The following is a 14,605-nucleotide window of genomic DNA, read 5'->3' as shown; positions in this document are numbered from 1 at the left end:
GCCCCTCCGCCTCAGGCCCCTACGGACAGCCTGTGGCGCAGCAGGGAGGCCAGGGCGTCCGCGAAGTCGACCGGATCCACCGGATGCGTCACAGCGGCGTCCGCACGGCTCCACGTGGCCAGCCAGGCGTCCTGCGGGCGGCCGATCAGCAGCAGGACGGGCGGGCAGTCGAAGATCTCGTCCTTGATCTGCCGGCAGACGCCCATACCGCCCGCGGGAGCCGTCTCGCCGTCCAGCACACAGACGTCGACACCGCCCCGGTCCAGCGCGCTCAGGACGGCGGGCAGGGTGGCGCACTCCAGGAACTCCACCGGTGGCACGTCCGCCGCAGGCCTCCGACCGGCTGCCAGCCTCACCTGCTCGCGGGTGTTGGCGTCGTCGCTGTAGACCAGGACCGTGGCGGTCGGCTGCATTGTTCCTCCGTGACGTCTGTGTCTTCGGGGCTCTACGGGCATGAACCGATGGGCGGATCGTACTCCGGCGGACTGCGTGTCAGCACCGGTAAGGACAGCGATTCGATGGGCCGTTCGGTGAGGACACACGCCTCTGACACACCGAACGGCACCCCCCGGAGTGAGGGCGGGATAAGCGACCGACATAATGTCGGTCGTGGCGACAGCAACGACAGTAGAAACCGGGCACGCGCACCCGTCGGTCAATCGGCCGAACCTCACCAGCGTCGGAACCATCATCTGGTTGAGTTCCGAGCTGATGTTCTTCGCGGCCCTCTTCGCGATGTACTTCACCCTGCGATCGGTGATGGGACCCGATCACTGGAAGGAGATGGCTCACCATCTGAACTTCCCGTTCTCGGCGACGAACACCACGATCCTGGTGCTTTCCTCTCTCACCTGCCAGCTCGGCGTTTTCGCCGCGGAGCGGGGCGACGTGAAGAAGCTCCGCACCTGGTTCATCATCACGTTCGTGATGGGTGCGATCTTCATCGGAGGCCAGGTCCTCGAGTACACCGAGCTGGTCAAGGAGGCGGGTCTCTCCCTGTCCTCCGACCCGTACGGTTCGGTGTTCTACCTGACGACCGGCTTCCACGGTCTGCATGTGACAGGCGGTCTCATCGCCTTCCTGCTCGTCCTGGGCAGGACATACGCGGCCTCGAGATTCACCCATGAACAGGCCACCGCCGCCATCGTCGTGTCCTACTACTGGCACTTCGTCGATGTCGTCTGGATCGGTCTGTTCGCCACGATCTACATGATCAAGTAACAGGGCTCGCACCCACCCATCATCGACGCAGAAGATCCTGACACCGGGGTAATCCGTGAAAAAGCTCTCCGCACGACGACGCCATCCGCTGGCGGCGGTCGTCGTACTACTCCTCGCGCTGGCGGCTACCGGGGGGCTGTACGCCGCGTTCGCGCCTGCGGGTAAGGCGCAGGCCGACGAAACCGCCCAGTCCCTCGCCATCGACGAGGGCAAGAAGCTCTACTCCGTGGGCTGCGCCAGCTGCCACGGATCCGGCGGTCAGGGCACCACCGACGGGCCGTCCCTCGTGGGCGTCGGCTCCGCCGCCGTCGACTTCCAGGTCGGTACCGGACGCATGCCGGCCCAGCAGCCGGGCGCCCAGGTCCCGAAGAAGAAGGTCATCTACAACCAGGCCGAGATCGACCAGCTCGCGGCGTACGTCGCGTCCCTGGGCGCCGGCCCGATCACGCCCACCAAGAGCCAGGTCGACCCCTCGGGTGCCGACGTGGCCAAGGGCGGAGACCTCTTCCGTACCAACTGCGCGCAGTGTCACAACTTCACCGGCAAGGGCGGCGCGCTGACGAACGGCAAGTACGCCCCGGACCTCGAAGGCGTGAGCCCGAAGCACATCTACGAGGCCATGCAGACCGGCCCGCAGAGCATGCCCTCCTTCCCGGACAGCACCATGCCCGAGCAGGAGAAGAAAGACATCATCGCGTACATCAAGACCGTCAACGGTGATGAGTCGGAGGACCCCGGCGGGCTCTCGCTCGGTGGCCTCGGCCCCGTCAGCGAAGGTCTCTTCGGCTGGATCTTCGGCCTGGGCGGCCTGATCGCCATCGCCGTATGGGTCGCGGCCCACACCGCTAAGGCCAAGAAGTCATGAGTAGCCAACAGATTCCAGAAGAGAACCTGCCGGTAGAGCAGGGCACCGCGCACGGCGCGGTAGAGGGTGCGGGCGACCCGTTCGCCGACCCGGGGCTGCCGGCCCACAAGCCGCGCATCCAGGACATCGACGAACGCGCCGCGAACCGCTCCGAGCGGGCCGTCGCCTTCATGTTCACGCTGTCCATGCTGGCGACGGTCGGCTTCATCGCCGCCTACGTCATCTTCCCGGTCGACAAGATCGTCTACATCTGGCCGTTCGGCCACGTGAGCGCGCTGAACTTCTCCTTGGGGCTGACCCTGGGCCTGGCGCTCTTCCTCATCGGCGCGGGGGCCGTCCACTGGGCGCGCACCCTGATGTCCGACGTGGAGGTCGCCGACGACCGGCACCCGATCGAGGCGGCGCCCGAGGTCAAGGCCAAGGTCATGGCCGACTTCGCGGACGGCGCCCGGGAGTCCGCGCTCGGACGGCGCAAGCTGATCCGCAACACCATGTTCGGTGCGCTGGCCCTGGTGCCGCTCTCCGGTGTGGTGCTGCTGCGCGACCTCGGCCCGCTGCCGGAGAAGAAGCTCCGCAAGACCCTGTGGGCCAAGGGCAAGCAGCTCGTCAACATGAACACGATGGAGCCGCTGCGTCCCGAGGACGTCGTCGTCGGTTCGCTGACCTTCGCCATGCCCGAGGGCCTGGAGGAGGACGCGCACGACTTCCAGTCGCAGATCGCCAAGGCCGCCCTGATGATCATCCGCATCGAGCCGGACAACATCAAGGACAAGCGTGAGCGCGAGTGGGCCCACGAGGGAATCGTGGCCTTCTCCAAGATCTGCACCCACGTCGGCTGCCCGATCAGCCTGTACGAGCAGCAGACGCACCACGTGCTCTGCCCGTGCCACCAGTCCACCTTCGACCTCTCCGACGGCGCCCGCGTCATCTTCGGTCCGGCCGGTCACGCGCTTCCGCAGCTGCGGATCGGTGTGAACAGCGAGGGCAACCTCGAGGCGCTCGGTGACTTCGAAGAGCCCGTCGGTCCTGCCTTCTGGGAGCGCGGATGAGTACTGCGACAGACACACAGCGCAAGGCGCCCGCCGGTGAGCGGGTGGCCGACTGGGCGGACGGCCGGCTCGGCATCTACGGCCTGGCCAAGGCCAACATGCGCAAGATCTTCCCGGACCACTGGTCCTTCATGCTCGGTGAGATCTGCCTCTACAGCTTCATCATCATCATCCTCACGGGTGTGTACCTGACGCTGTTCTTCCACCCGAGCATGAACGAGGTCGTCTACCACGGCTCGTACGAGCCGATGCAGGGCATCCGGATGTCCGAGGCCTACGCCTCGACGCTGGACATCAGCTTCGACGTCCGCGGTGGTCTGCTCGTCCGGCAGATCCACCACTGGGCAGCGGTGATCTTCCTCGCCGGCATGTTCGTGCACATGTTCCGGGTGTTCTTCACCGGCGCGTACCGCAAGCCGCGCGAGATCAACTGGCTGTTCGGCTTCCTGCTGTTCGTCCTCGGCATGTTCACCGGGTTCACCGGCTACTCGCTCCCGGACGACCTGCTCTCCGGCACGGGTGTGCGCTTCACGCAGGGCGCGATCCTGTCGATGCCGATCGTGGGCACGTACATCTCGATGTTCCTGTTCGGCGGGGAGTTCCCCGGGACCGACATCATCGCGAGGTTCTACTCGATCCACATCCTGCTGCTGCCGGGCATCATGCTCGGGCTCGTGGTCGGCCACCTCATCCTGGTGTTCTTCCACAAGCACACGCAGTTCGCGGGTCCGGGCAAGACGAACAAGAACGTCGTCGGCATGCCGCTGCTGCCGGTCTACATGGCCAAGGCAGGCGGATTCTTCTTCCTGGTCTTCGGCTTCATCGCGATCATCGCGGGCATCGCCTCGATCAACCCGATCTGGGCGCTCGGCCCCTACCGTCCCGACCAGGTGTCCACGGGCGCCCAGCCGGACTGGTACATGGGCTTCGCCGAAGGCTTCGTCCGTGTCATGCCGGGCTGGGAGATCAACCTCTGGGGCCACACGCTGGTCCTCGGCGTGCTGATCCCGCTGGTCCTCTTCGGTGTGGTGCTCGGGGCACTCGCGCTCTATCCGTTCATCGAGTCCTGGATCACCGGGGACAAGCGCGAGCACCACATCCTGGACCGTCCGCGCAACGCTCCGACCCGTACGGGTCTCGGCGTCGCCTGGGTGACGATCTACTTCGTCATGCTGATCGGCGGCGGCAACGACATCTGGGCGACCCACTTCCACATGTCGCTCAACGCGATCAGCTGGTTCGTACGGATCGCCTTCTTCGTCGGCCCGGTCGTCGCGTTCGTCGTCACCCGGCGGATCTGCCTCGGACTCCAGCGCCGCGACAAGGAGAAGGTGCTGCACGGGCGCGAGTCCGGCACCATCAAGCGCCTGCCGCACGGTGAGTTCGTCGAGATCCACGAGCCGCTCAGCCCCGGCCAGCTGCACACGCTCACCGCGCACGAGCAGTACAAGCCGGTCGAGATCGGCCCGACGGTCGACGAGAACGGTGTCGAGCGCAAGCCTTCGGCGCTGCAGAAGCTCCGGGCCAGGCTCAGCAAGAGCTACTACGGCGAGGACAACCAGATCGCCAAGCCCACCGCCGAGGAGTACAAGGAGATCACCAGCGGCCACGGCCACCACTGATCACCTCAGCTGACCGCCACAGCAGGAGCCCCGTCCATCCGATGGACGGGGCTCTTCGCTGCCCCCGGGCCTGGATAGGGTGGGAGGCGATCCCTTGTATCGGCTGTGGACCCCCAGGAGCGGACCATGAACGTTGTGACCCCGGACGGCGGCGACAGCGTGGCGGACCGTACCTGGCCCGGCGTGCTGACCCCCCTGCTGCGCGGCGAGCACCTGGGCGCGGACGACACCGCGTGGGCCATGGACCGCATCATGAGCGGCGAGGCCACGGACGTGCAGATCGCGGGCTTCGCCGTCGCCCTGCGGGCCAAGGGCGAGACCGTCGACGAGGTCACCGGACTCGTCCGCGCCATGTACGAGCACGCCCACACCATCGAGGTGCCCGGCCGCACGGTCGACATCGTGGGCACCGGCGGCGACATGGCCAAGACGGTCAACATCTCCACCATGTCGGCGATCGTCGTCGCGGGGACCGGCGCGAAGGTCGTCAAGCACGGCAACCGGGCCTCCTCCTCGGCGAGCGGGGCCTCCGACGTGCTGGAGAAGCTCGGCGTCAACCTCGAACTGACGCCGCAGCGCGTCGTCGCCGTCGCCGAGGAGGCGGGCATCACCTTCTGCTTCGCCGTGAAGTTCCACCCCGCCCTGCGGTACGCGGCCAGGGCGCGCAAGGAGCTGGGCACGCAGACCACCTTCAACATCCTGGGCCCTCTCACCAACCCGGCCCGGGTGCGTTCCCAGGCCATCGGGGTCGCCGACCCGAAGATGGCGCCCATCGTCGCGGGCGTGCTGGCGGACCGGGGGAATTCGGCACTCGTCTTCCGGGGCGACGACGGGCTCGACGAGCTGACCACCACGGCGACCTCGCGGGTCTGGATCGTCCGCGACGGCACCGTGCGCGAGCAGGCCTTCGACCCCCGCGACGTCGGCCTGGACCTGGTCCCCGTCGAGGCGCTGCGCGGCGCGGACTCCTCGTACAACGCGGATGTGGCCCGCCGGCTGCTCGACGGGGAGACCGGCCCCGTACGCGACGCGGTGCTGCTCAACTCGGCTGCCGCACTGGTCGCGCTGGACCCGGTCGAGGGGTCGCTGGAGGAGCAGCTCGCGGCCGGGATCGCGCGGGCCGCGCAGTCGATCGACTCGGGCGCGGCCAGGAGCGCGCTGGAGCGCTGGGTGGCGGCCAGCAACGCCTGAGCGCGCAGGGTGTGAGCGAGGGCGCAGTCCGGATCGCGGACTGCGCCCTTGCGCGTCGCCGTGGGTATGGCAAGATGCTGCGCAGGTCATGAGTGACAGCGACTACGGCCCCGGCCCGCTGTCCGGCAACCCTCCGTCCGTGGCGGGGTGCCCCGGGTGAAGACCAGGCCGCAGGCAGCGAGGTCTGTGGCAAGCGCGGGCCCCTCGGCATCGTTGGATGCCACCCCTTGGGGTCCTGGTCCCAGGGAGTCTTCTGTGAGCAAGCGAATGCGATAGGGCTCTAGGCCCTCCTCCGCACACCCCTTTTTCTTTCTCTCCCCGCACTGCTGCGTCCTGTCGGGCCGCCGGTGCGTGGATCTCGCCTGCCTTTTACGGGAGTTCGCCATGTCTGTCTCCACCGCTGCCGTCGACCAGTCCATTTGTGCCCCTCTGCCGGTTCTGGGCGCCGATGTCACCGTTCCGCTCGTTACCGGCGGAGACGTCACCTACGCCGCCCTCGACTACGCGGCCAGTGCTCCGGCGCTCCAGCGGGTCTGGGACGACGTGGCGGCCTATGCCCCGTACTACGGCAGCGTGCACCGGGGCGCCGGCTACCTCTCGCAGCTCTCCACCGACCTGTTCGAGAACAGCCGCCGGACCGTGGCGGAGTTCCTCGGCTGCCGCGCGGAGGACCAGGTGGTCTTCACCCGCTCGACGACCGACTCCCTCAACCTGCTCGCCGCCGCGCTGCCCGCCGGCTGCGAGGTGTTCGTGTTCGAGACCGAGCACCACGCCTCGCTGCTGCCCTGGCGTGACGCCCGGGTGACCTACCTGGACGCCCCGCGTACCCCGGACCAGGCGGTCGCCACGCTGGAGCGGGCGCTGGCCGGCCGTGGCCTCAGTGACCCGGCACTGGTCTGCGTGACGGGCGCGTCCAACGTCACCGGTGAGCTGTGGCCGGTGAAGGAACTGGCCGCAGCCGCCCACGCCCACGGGGCGCGGATCGTGCTCGACGCGGCGCAGCTGGCACCCCACCACCCGGTGGACATCGCCGAGCTGGACGTCGACTGGGTCGCCTTCTCCGGGCACAAGCTGTACGCGCCCTTCGGCTCGGGCGTCCTCGCCGGCCGCGCCGACTGGCTGGTGGACGCGGAGCCGTATCTCGCGGGTGGCGGCGCCTCCCGTAAGGTCGCCCGGCGCACCGACGGCGGTGTGGACGTCGAGTGGCACACCACCCCGGCCCGGCACGAGGCGGGATCGCCCAACGTCATCGGCGTCTACTCCATCGCCTCGGCCTGCAAGGCCCTGACCGAGGCCGGGTTCGACCGGCTGGTCGCCCGGGAGCAGCGGCTGGTGACACGGGTCCGTGAGGGGCTCGCCGGCGTTCCCCAGGTCAAGGTGCTCTCGCTCTTCGGCGACGACGCCCCGAGGGTCGGCGTCATCTCCTTCGTGGTCGAGGGATGGAACAGCTCGCACTTCGCCGCGGCACTCTCCGCCGAGTACGGCATCGGGGTGCGCGACGGACTGTTCTGCGCACACCCGCTGGTGCGGACCCTGCTGGGCAGCGAGCCGCAGGAGCCGGGTGAGTGTGGCGCGCCGGAGGCCGCGCCGGGGGAGAGGTCCCTCAACGCCATTCGGGTGAGCTTCGGCGCCGGCACGCCGGACGAGCACATCGAGAGGTTCCTGGGCGCCGTCCGCGAGCTCGTCAGCAAGGGCGCCCGCTGGAGCTACCGCACCGAGGAGGGCCGCTGCGTGCCCGACCGGGGCGCCGCGCAGGTCTGAGCGGGTCCGGAGACGGCTCCGGCCGGGGACGGGAGGCATGTCGCCCCGTCCCCGGCCGGAGCCGTACGCCGTCTCAGGCGTCGAGCCCGATGGCGAAGGCCGCCTCGAGGTCGTGCTGCGAGTAGGTGCGGAAGGCCACGTGGGTGTCGGTGCCCTCGACGCCCTGGATCTTGCTGATCCGGCCCGGGATGACGTCGGCCAGATCGTCGTGCCGGGCGACCCGGACCATGGCGATCAGGTCGTACGTGCCGGTGACCGAGAAGACCTCGCTGACACTGTCCAGCGCGGCGATGGCCTCGGCGATCTCGGGAATCCGGTCCACGCTGGTTTTGATGAGCACGATCGCGGTGATCACGGCTGGCTTTCTCCCTCAGTGGCCGTGGCTGGAGACTTCACTCTAGTACGCCCGAACCTCACCCAGGAGTAGAGGAACCCGGCCGCGAAACCCGCCACGTGCGCGAGGTACGCCACGCCCGGGCCGCTGCCCGCGCTCCGCGCCGCCAGCCACTGCAGGACGAACCAGAACACGAGCACGATCCAGGCGGGGAAACGCAGCGGCAGGAAGAAGAGGAAGGGGAAGAGGCTGGTGACACGGGCCCGGGGGAAGAGATGGAGGAACGCGCCGAGCACCGCTGAGATCGCCCCCGACGCGCCGACCAGTGTCTGGTCGGAGTCCGCGTGCACCACCGCGTAGGCCACCAGGGCGAAGTAACCGCAGGCGAGATAGAAGAAGGTGAACTCGGTGCGGCCCATGCGCTCCTCGGCCATCGCGCCGAACACGTAGAGGAAGAGCATGTTGCCCAGCAGGTGCAGCCAGCTGCCGTGGACGAAGAGCGCGGTCAGCGGGGTCAGGACCGCGTGGGCCGAGCCCTCCACGAGCTCGGCGGGGATCACGCCCCACCGCTCGAAGTACCCGGCCTGAGCGGCCAGCAGCGCGTCGGCGCCGCCATAGGCGGGGTTGAACCCGGAGAGCGGGCTGATCAGGAACACCGCGCAGCAGAGCGCGATCAGCCCGTACGTCACCGGGGCGCCGCCCGCCGCGGCCGCGGCCCGGAGCTCTCCGGCCCGCCTCCGCCAGTGGACTGCCCGCCGATAGGTCACGCACAGAGCATGACGCACCAGGCGAGAACAGGACAGACCGCCTCGCCGTGCCGATAGGTATGCGCAAGGCCGTAGGGTTACAGCAGTACATCCGCAGTTCGACGGCGCACCGCGAGATCGAAGCCTGGGCACGCACGAGACTCGACGAACGACGAAAGAGGACGCAACGATGACGACGGTTCCCCAGCCGACGGACGGGACCCGCTGGCGCTGCACGCTCTGCGGCAACCTGACCCGTTTCGATGTGACGCGCTCCTCCAAGGTCGTGGAGTACGTGCATCTCGACCTGGCCGGGGAGTCGAGTGTCGAGGAGCGCGAGGTGGTCAGTGAGACCATCGAGTCGGTGCGCTGTCGTTGGTGCAACGCCGTGGACCAGATCGAACTGGTCGACAGGCCTGGTGCCGACTCCTGACGGGGCCGTGCGGACAGACATATTGGGGTGATGGATGGTGGAGCAGCCGACAGGCGGCGCCGGACCGGCCGACGCGGCCGACGGCACCGCGGAGTCGCTCGACCGTCCGCTGCCCGAGGGCGTGCGCCGCAAGGTGGTCGCGCTGGTCTCGGACGCGTTCGGCGGTCTGACCGTCGGCGAACTCCCCGCCCAGCTCCGGCAGTACGCCCGGTTCACCCCGAGCAGGCGGGCCAAGTTCGCGGGTAACGCGATGGCCGCGGCCCTGGAGAGCGACCCGGTGTTCCGCCGGCGCATCGGTGAGCGGATCGGCCAGACCCAGCCGGAGCTGGCCGACGCCCTCGCGTCCGGTGCCGCGCCCGCCGCCGCAGACCCCGTCGATGTGGCGGCCGCCGCCTATGTGCTGCGGCCGCCGGGCTGGGTCAAGCTGGTGGCCGCGGCCGGCGAGGAGGTCCAGCGGGCCCACGCCGAGCGTGCGGACGAGGAGACCAGGCGCGAGCTGGAGCGGCTGCGTGAGGAGCTCGACCGCGCCCGCGGCCAGACCAGGGCCGACACCGAACGGCTGCGCTCGGAGCTGGAGGCCTCCCGCAAGGAGACCGACTCCCTCCACCGCAAACTGCGCAGCGCCCTCAGCGAGGTGAAGCGCGGAGAGGCGGCTCTGCGCAAGGCGGGCGCCGAGACCGACGCCGTGCGGGCCGAGGCCGCGGCCCAGGTCTCCGCGGCCGAGAGCGAGTCCCGCCGGCTCAAGGCGCGGCTGGCCGAGGCGGAGGCCTCCGTCGAGGCGGGCCGCCGGGCGGCCAGGGAGGGGCGCTCGGTCGAGGACATGCGGCTGCGGCTGCTCCTGGACACCGTGCTCGACGCGGCACAGGGTCTCCGCCGTGAACTGGCCCTGCCCCCTTCCTCGCTCCGCCCCGCGGACAGCGTCGAAGCTGTGGAGCCCGGCCGGATGTCACCGAAGGACATTGCCGCCAGGGCCCTTTCGGAGACCGATCCGGCGCTGCTCGACCAGCTGCTCGCCCTGCCGCAGGCGCATCTGATCGTCGACGGCTACAACGTCACCAAGACCGGCTATCCGCAGATGCCGCTGGAGAAGCAGCGGTTGCGCCTCCTGGGCGGCCTCTCGGTCCTCGCGGCGCAGACCGGGGCCGAGATGACCTGCGTCTTCGACGGCGCCGAACTGGCCGTCCCGGTCCTGCTCGCACCACCCCGCGGGGTCCGCGTCCTCTTCAGCAAGGCGGGCGTGACCGCGGACGAGCTGATCCGGCAACTGGCGCGCGCCGAACCGCCGGGCAGGCCCGTCGTCGTGGTCTCCACCGACCGCGAAGTCGCCGACGGGGTGGCGAAGGCCGGCGCGCGTCCGGTCGCGTCCGCCTTGCTCCTGAAGCGCCTTTCGCGCGTCTGAGGCGTCATGTGAGACATGAGTGACTTGCCGGAATTTTTGGAACGTACCGTCAAGTCGCCGCTACGCGCAGTGTGATGAAAGTAAAGAAGTGCCTGGTGTGACGAGATTTTGCTCGTGAGGATTTGAACTGATCACAAGATGGTCACTAGGGTCAGGCCTCGAACCTTCGCACGGTTGATTGCCCACCCGGGGTGACGGCGAAGGAACCGCCGAGTCCGTGACGTGCACGGAGCCGGGGATTCTTTCCCCCACAGCCCGGTAGGCGGCTCGAGGAAGAAGGAGCTCGCCTTCGTGGCGTCCCACCGTCGTCCCAAGCAGCCGAGCCGCACTCGCGTGACCGTGCTCACCGCGACCGCCGCCGCGGCCGTGGCCCTGACCTCCCAGGCCGCCCACGCCGACCCCAAGCCGACCAAGAGCGAGGTCAAGGCGAAGGTCGACAAGCTCTACCACGAGGCCGAGGTCGCCACCGAGAAGGCCAACGGCGCCAAGGAGCAGCAGGACAAGCTCAAGAAGCAGGCCGACGCGCTCCAGGACAAGGTCGCCCGCGGCCAGGACGAGCTCAACGCCCTGCGCGGCGAGCTCGGTTCGCTCGCGACGGCCCAGTACCGCTCCGGTGGCCTCGACCCGTCGGTCCAGCTGCTGCTCTCCTCGGACCCGGACAGCTTCCTCGACCAGGCCTCCGCGCTCGACCAGCTGACGGCCAAGCAGGCCGAGTCGCTGCAGAAGATCCAGGCGAAGCAGCGCACCCTCGCGCAGCAGCGCAAGGAGGCCGAGGGCAAGCTCGCGGACCTCGCCGACGTCCGCAAGTCGCTCAACGAGAACAAGAAGAAGTACCAGGGCAAGCTCGCCGACGCGCAGAAGCTGCTGAACACCCTCACCGCGGCCGAGCGCGCCAAGATGGCCGAGGACGAGCAGCGCGCCAGCCGCGCCGCCGGTGACCGGGTCGACCTCGGCAACGAGGTCCCCGCCTCCGCCCGTGGCGCCGCCGCCCTCCAGGCCGCCTCCACGCAGCAGGGCAAGGCGTACGTCTCCGGTGCCACCGGCCCCAACGCCTACGACTGCTCGGGTCTGACCCAGTGGGCCTACGCCCAGGCCGGCGTCCAGATCACCCGCACCACGTACACCCAGATCAACGACGGTGTCCGGATCGGCCGCAGCGCCCTGAAGCCGGGCGACCTGGTCTTCTTCAACAACACCTCGCACGTGGGCCTGTACGCGGGCAACAACCAGATCCTGCACGCCCCGAAGCCCGGCGCCGTGGTCCGCTACGAGTCGATGGACTACATGGGCACCTTCCAGTTCGGCGTGCGCGTCTGACGCCCGAACGGGCGAATCGCGGTACCCCTCGACGGAGCCCCGCCCGCCGGAGACCACAGGTCACCGGCGGGCGGGGCTTTTTCCTTCCCCCTCCCGCTCCCACGCCCCGTACCCCGGAGCGCCGGTGCGCCACGGCCCCGTCGGCATGACGCCCGTCTCCTCGGTCACCCGCGTATGACCGTACGATCGGCCCGATGGCTGTTCGGACGCAGGACGCGCGGCGGGAGCGCACCCGCAGACGGAGCACGGCGGGCGCCGTGCTCGCCGCCCTGCTGCTCGCGCCCGCCTGCGCCGGCCCCGGGGACTCCGGCACCGGCATCACCGCGCGGGAGGTCGGCGCCGCCCTGGACCGCCGGGCCGAGGCGGTCATGGAGCACGACACCGGCGCGTACCTGGCCGCGCTCGACCCCCGTGCCGCCTCCTTCCGGGCCGCACAGCGCACCGAACTGAGCAACCTCGCCGACGTGCCGCTGGAGTCCTGGGCGTACAAGGTGAAGGGCGTCACCGGCGAGGGCGCGGACCGGGTGACCGCCGAGGTCGAACTGCGCTACCGGATCAAGGGCTACGACATGGCCCCCATGGCTTCCTCCCGCACGGTGGAGCTGGTCCGCCGGGGGGAGGGCGGCCGTTGGTACATCGCCGCCGACCGGGCCGCCGACGGCTCCCCGGAGCAGCTCTGGCAGCAGGGCGACGTCGAGGTCGTACGGGGCACGCACAGCCTGGTCCTCGGGGTCGGCCGCCGGACCGCGGAGCTGCGCCGGATCGCGGCCACCGCGGACCGGGCCGTCCCGGCCGTCACCGGCACCTGGCCGGAGCCCTGGGCCGAGCGGGTCGTGGTGCTCGTCCCGGAGTCCGTGGAGGACATGGCGGGGCTCCTGGACTCACCCGCGGCCAGCTACCAGGGCATAGCGGCGGTCACCACCGGCAAGGTGGGCGGAAGCGGCCGGGAGCCCGCGGACCGGGTGATCGTCAATCCGCAGGCGTACGGAATGCTCGGCGACTTCGGGCAGCGGGTCGTCCTCACCCACGAGACCACCCATGTGGCGACCCGGGCACACACCTCCGCCGCCACACCCGTCTGGCTCTCCGAGGGCTTCGCCGACTGGACCGCCTACCGCCAGGAGAGCCGCACCGCCCCGGAGATCGCACCGGAGCTCGCCGAGGCCGTCCGGGGCGGTGACCTGCCCGCCCGGCTCCCGGCCGACGAGGACTTCGGCTTCGGCGAGGACGCGGCGAAGCTCTCCCAGGCGTACGAGGGCGCCTGGCTGGCCTGCGAGCTGATCGCGAGGGACTGGGGCGAGGAGGAGCTGATCGCCTTCTACAGGGCCGTGGGGAGCCGTTCCGAGCGGGACGGGGCAGTCGAGCAGGCCATGCACACGGTGCTCGGCACCACGCCCCAGGACTTCACGGCGCGCTGGCGGGAGTATCTGCGCGCCCGGCTGGGCTGACCCGCTCCGCCGCCCGCCCCCGCTCCGCCCGCGGCACGGTGTCCCGCCAGAGCCGCCGCCCGGCGCTCAGCGTCGCGGCGAGCAGCAGACCGTTGCGTACGGCCATGAGCTCCAGGCCCTCCGCGTCGCTGGCCACCACATGCCCGAAGCCGAGCGGGAACTCCAGCAGGGTGACGGCCGTGGCCACCAGGACCAGACACGCGGGCAGCGCCATCCTGCTGCCCCGGAAGGCCAGGCACACCGCGGCGACACCGAGCGGCCACACCATGTACTGGGGGCTGATGACGCGGCTGGTCACGGTGAACAGCAGCACCGCGGTGAACGCCGCGTCGGCCGGGGTGTGCACCGCGAACGTGCGGGCCCGCAGCCGCCACACCAGCAGCCAGCCGAAGGCCAGCACGCTCAGCGCCAGGGCCAGGGTGCTCACCAGCGCCACATGCGGGCCGGCGAACTCCATCGAGCCGTAGCGGAGCTCCACCCGGCCCTCCCAGCCGAACTGCCGGGCCACGTGGAAGACGAGCGCCCCCAGCGACTCGATCTCCAGCCCCCGGTCCCGCTGGAACGTCAGGAAGGCGTACGCGCCGGGCACCGCCACCGCCGCCACCAGGGCCAGCAGCGCGCCCGTCACCGCCGCCGCCGACCAGGAACGGCGGGTGGCCCTGCCCCGGGCGGTGCCCACCAGCACCAGCACCGGCCACACCTTCAGCAGCGTGCCGAAGGCGGCCAGCGCCCCCAGCACCCGGGGGTGACGGACACCCGCCAGCAGCGCCGCCACCGCGACGGCCGTCACCATCAGGTCGTAGCGCGCGTACACGGTCGGCCCGAGCAGCGGCACGCCCGCCACCCACAGCCAGGCGCCCGCGTCGCGCATGCCCGGACGGCTTCCCGCGTACAGCAGAAGACCGAACACCAGCGCGTCACACAGCAGTACGAGGACGAAGAAGGCGGAGGCGTACTCCAGGAACGGCAGCAGATCCGGGGAGAGCACGGCGAGGGCGGCGGCGGGCGGATACTGCCACGTGACGTCGTCCAGCGGGTACGTGCCGGTGCGGAGCACCTCGTACCAGCCCCGGTAGATCACCGAGACGTCGCTCGTGACGTCGGGGCCCGGCACCGTGAACACCTTGAAGACGCAGAGCAGCAGCACCGCCCGGGTGAGACCCCATACGGCGAGGGCCGGAGCCCGGTTGATCGCGTCCGTCCTGACCGTCATGCACGC

At 70.0% G+C, this 14,605-nt stretch carries 14 protein-coding genes and 1 riboswitch; of the genes, 10 read left to right on the top strand and 4 right to left on the bottom strand.

The features are described 5' to 3' along the window. Positions 1 to 11: 11 nt before the first annotated feature. Entirely contained in the window at positions 12 to 413 is a 402-nt protein-coding gene (locus tag ACIP63_RS02000; protein ID WP_362930549.1) for a hypothetical protein, read from the bottom strand. Positions 414 to 600: 187 nt separating this feature from the next. Between ACIP63_RS02000 and ACIP63_RS01995 the strand changes: the two genes are divergently transcribed. The 6 genes from ACIP63_RS01995 to ACIP63_RS01970 all read left to right on the top strand — a co-directional run bounded on the left by ACIP63_RS01995 (position 601) and on the right by ACIP63_RS01970 (position 7,709). After that, positions 601 to 1,221: a heme-copper oxidase subunit III gene (locus ACIP63_RS01995; RefSeq protein ID WP_014045480.1), complete on the top strand. Its 621-nt coding sequence runs from the start codon at positions 601 to 603 to the stop codon at positions 1,219 to 1,221. A gap of 55 nt (positions 1,222 to 1,276) precedes the next feature. Continuing rightward, positions 1,277 to 2,086 carry a c-type cytochrome gene (locus tag ACIP63_RS01990; RefSeq protein WP_401510519.1) on the top strand — a complete coding sequence of 270 codons (810 nt, stop codon included), beginning with the start codon at positions 1,277 to 1,279 and terminating at the stop codon, positions 2,084 to 2,086. Continuing rightward, positions 2,083 to 3,135: a Rieske 2Fe-2S domain-containing protein gene (locus ACIP63_RS01985; protein ID WP_401510518.1), complete on the top strand. Its 1,053-nt coding sequence runs from the start codon at positions 2,083 to 2,085 to the stop codon at positions 3,133 to 3,135. The genes ACIP63_RS01990 and ACIP63_RS01985 overlap by 4 nt, the downstream gene beginning before the upstream one ends. Next, positions 3,132 to 4,757 (top strand): cytochrome bc complex cytochrome b subunit, encoded by a 1,626-nt coding sequence (locus ACIP63_RS01980; protein ID WP_401510516.1) that lies wholly within the window; start codon positions 3,132 to 3,134, stop codon positions 4,755 to 4,757. Before ACIP63_RS01985 ends, ACIP63_RS01980 begins: the two co-directional genes overlap by 4 nt. A 126-nt stretch (positions 4,758 to 4,883) precedes the next feature. Continuing rightward, entirely contained in the window at positions 4,884 to 5,948 is a 1,065-nt protein-coding gene (gene trpD, locus ACIP63_RS01975) for an anthranilate phosphoribosyltransferase (protein ID WP_401510514.1), read from the top strand. 84 nt (positions 5,949 to 6,032) lie between these two features. Next, a riboswitch (SAM riboswitch) is annotated at positions 6,033 to 6,150 on the top strand. 182 nt (positions 6,151 to 6,332) lie between these two features. Next, positions 6,333 to 7,709 (top strand): aminotransferase class V-fold PLP-dependent enzyme, encoded by a 1,377-nt coding sequence (locus ACIP63_RS01970; RefSeq protein WP_401510512.1) that lies wholly within the window; start codon positions 6,333 to 6,335, stop codon positions 7,707 to 7,709. A 73-nt stretch (positions 7,710 to 7,782) separates the two neighbouring features. Here ACIP63_RS01970 and ACIP63_RS01965 read toward each other — a convergent pair whose 3' ends face one another. Both ACIP63_RS01965 and ACIP63_RS01960 read right to left on the bottom strand, forming a co-directional pair. Continuing rightward, complete coding sequence (locus tag ACIP63_RS01965) at positions 7,783 to 8,064, bottom strand: Lrp/AsnC family transcriptional regulator (protein WP_104784870.1); 282 nt, start codon at positions 8,062 to 8,064, stop codon at positions 7,783 to 7,785. After that, on the bottom strand, positions 8,061 to 8,828 hold the full coding sequence (locus ACIP63_RS01960; protein WP_401510510.1) for a rhomboid family intramembrane serine protease: 768 nt from the start codon (positions 8,826 to 8,828) through the stop codon (positions 8,061 to 8,063). The genes ACIP63_RS01965 and ACIP63_RS01960 overlap by 4 nt, the downstream gene beginning before the upstream one ends. Positions 8,829 to 8,979: 151 nt before the next feature. On the opposite strand from ACIP63_RS01960, the gene ACIP63_RS01955 reads away from it, so the two are divergent. The 4 genes from ACIP63_RS01955 (at position 8,980) to ACIP63_RS01940 (ending at position 13,386) form a co-directional block, all read left to right on the top strand. After that, positions 8,980 to 9,222 (top strand): hypothetical protein, encoded by a 243-nt coding sequence (locus ACIP63_RS01955; RefSeq protein WP_014156692.1) that lies wholly within the window; start codon positions 8,980 to 8,982, stop codon positions 9,220 to 9,222. A gap of 37 nt (positions 9,223 to 9,259) precedes the next feature. Beyond that, positions 9,260 to 10,621: an NYN domain-containing protein gene (locus tag ACIP63_RS01950; RefSeq protein ID WP_401510508.1), complete on the top strand. Its 1,362-nt coding sequence runs from the start codon at positions 9,260 to 9,262 to the stop codon at positions 10,619 to 10,621. A 291-nt stretch (positions 10,622 to 10,912) separates the two neighbouring features. Next, a complete protein-coding gene (locus ACIP63_RS01945; protein WP_401510506.1) occupies positions 10,913 to 11,938 on the top strand; it encodes an NlpC/P60 family protein in 1,026 nt (341 codons plus the stop codon). Positions 11,939 to 12,132: 194 nt separating this feature from the next. After that, positions 12,133 to 13,386 (top strand): hypothetical protein, encoded by a 1,254-nt coding sequence (locus ACIP63_RS01940; RefSeq protein ID WP_401510504.1) that lies wholly within the window; start codon positions 12,133 to 12,135, stop codon positions 13,384 to 13,386. On the opposite strand, the gene ACIP63_RS01935 is transcribed toward ACIP63_RS01940, so the two are convergent. After that, positions 13,343 to 14,599, bottom strand: a complete 1,257-nt coding sequence (locus ACIP63_RS01935; protein WP_401510502.1) for a glycosyltransferase 87 family protein — start codon at positions 14,597 to 14,599, stop codon at positions 13,343 to 13,345. The genes ACIP63_RS01940 and ACIP63_RS01935 overlap by 44 nt on opposite strands. Between the last annotated feature and the right edge of the window lie 6 nt (positions 14,600 to 14,605).

This window comes from Streptomyces sp. NPDC088746 (assembly GCF_044751065.1).
Taxonomy (GTDB): domain Bacteria; phylum Actinomycetota; class Actinomycetes; order Streptomycetales; family Streptomycetaceae; genus Streptomyces.
The sequence above is the reverse complement of the archived record's forward strand: the minus strand, read 5'-3'. Positions and strand labels throughout refer to the sequence as shown.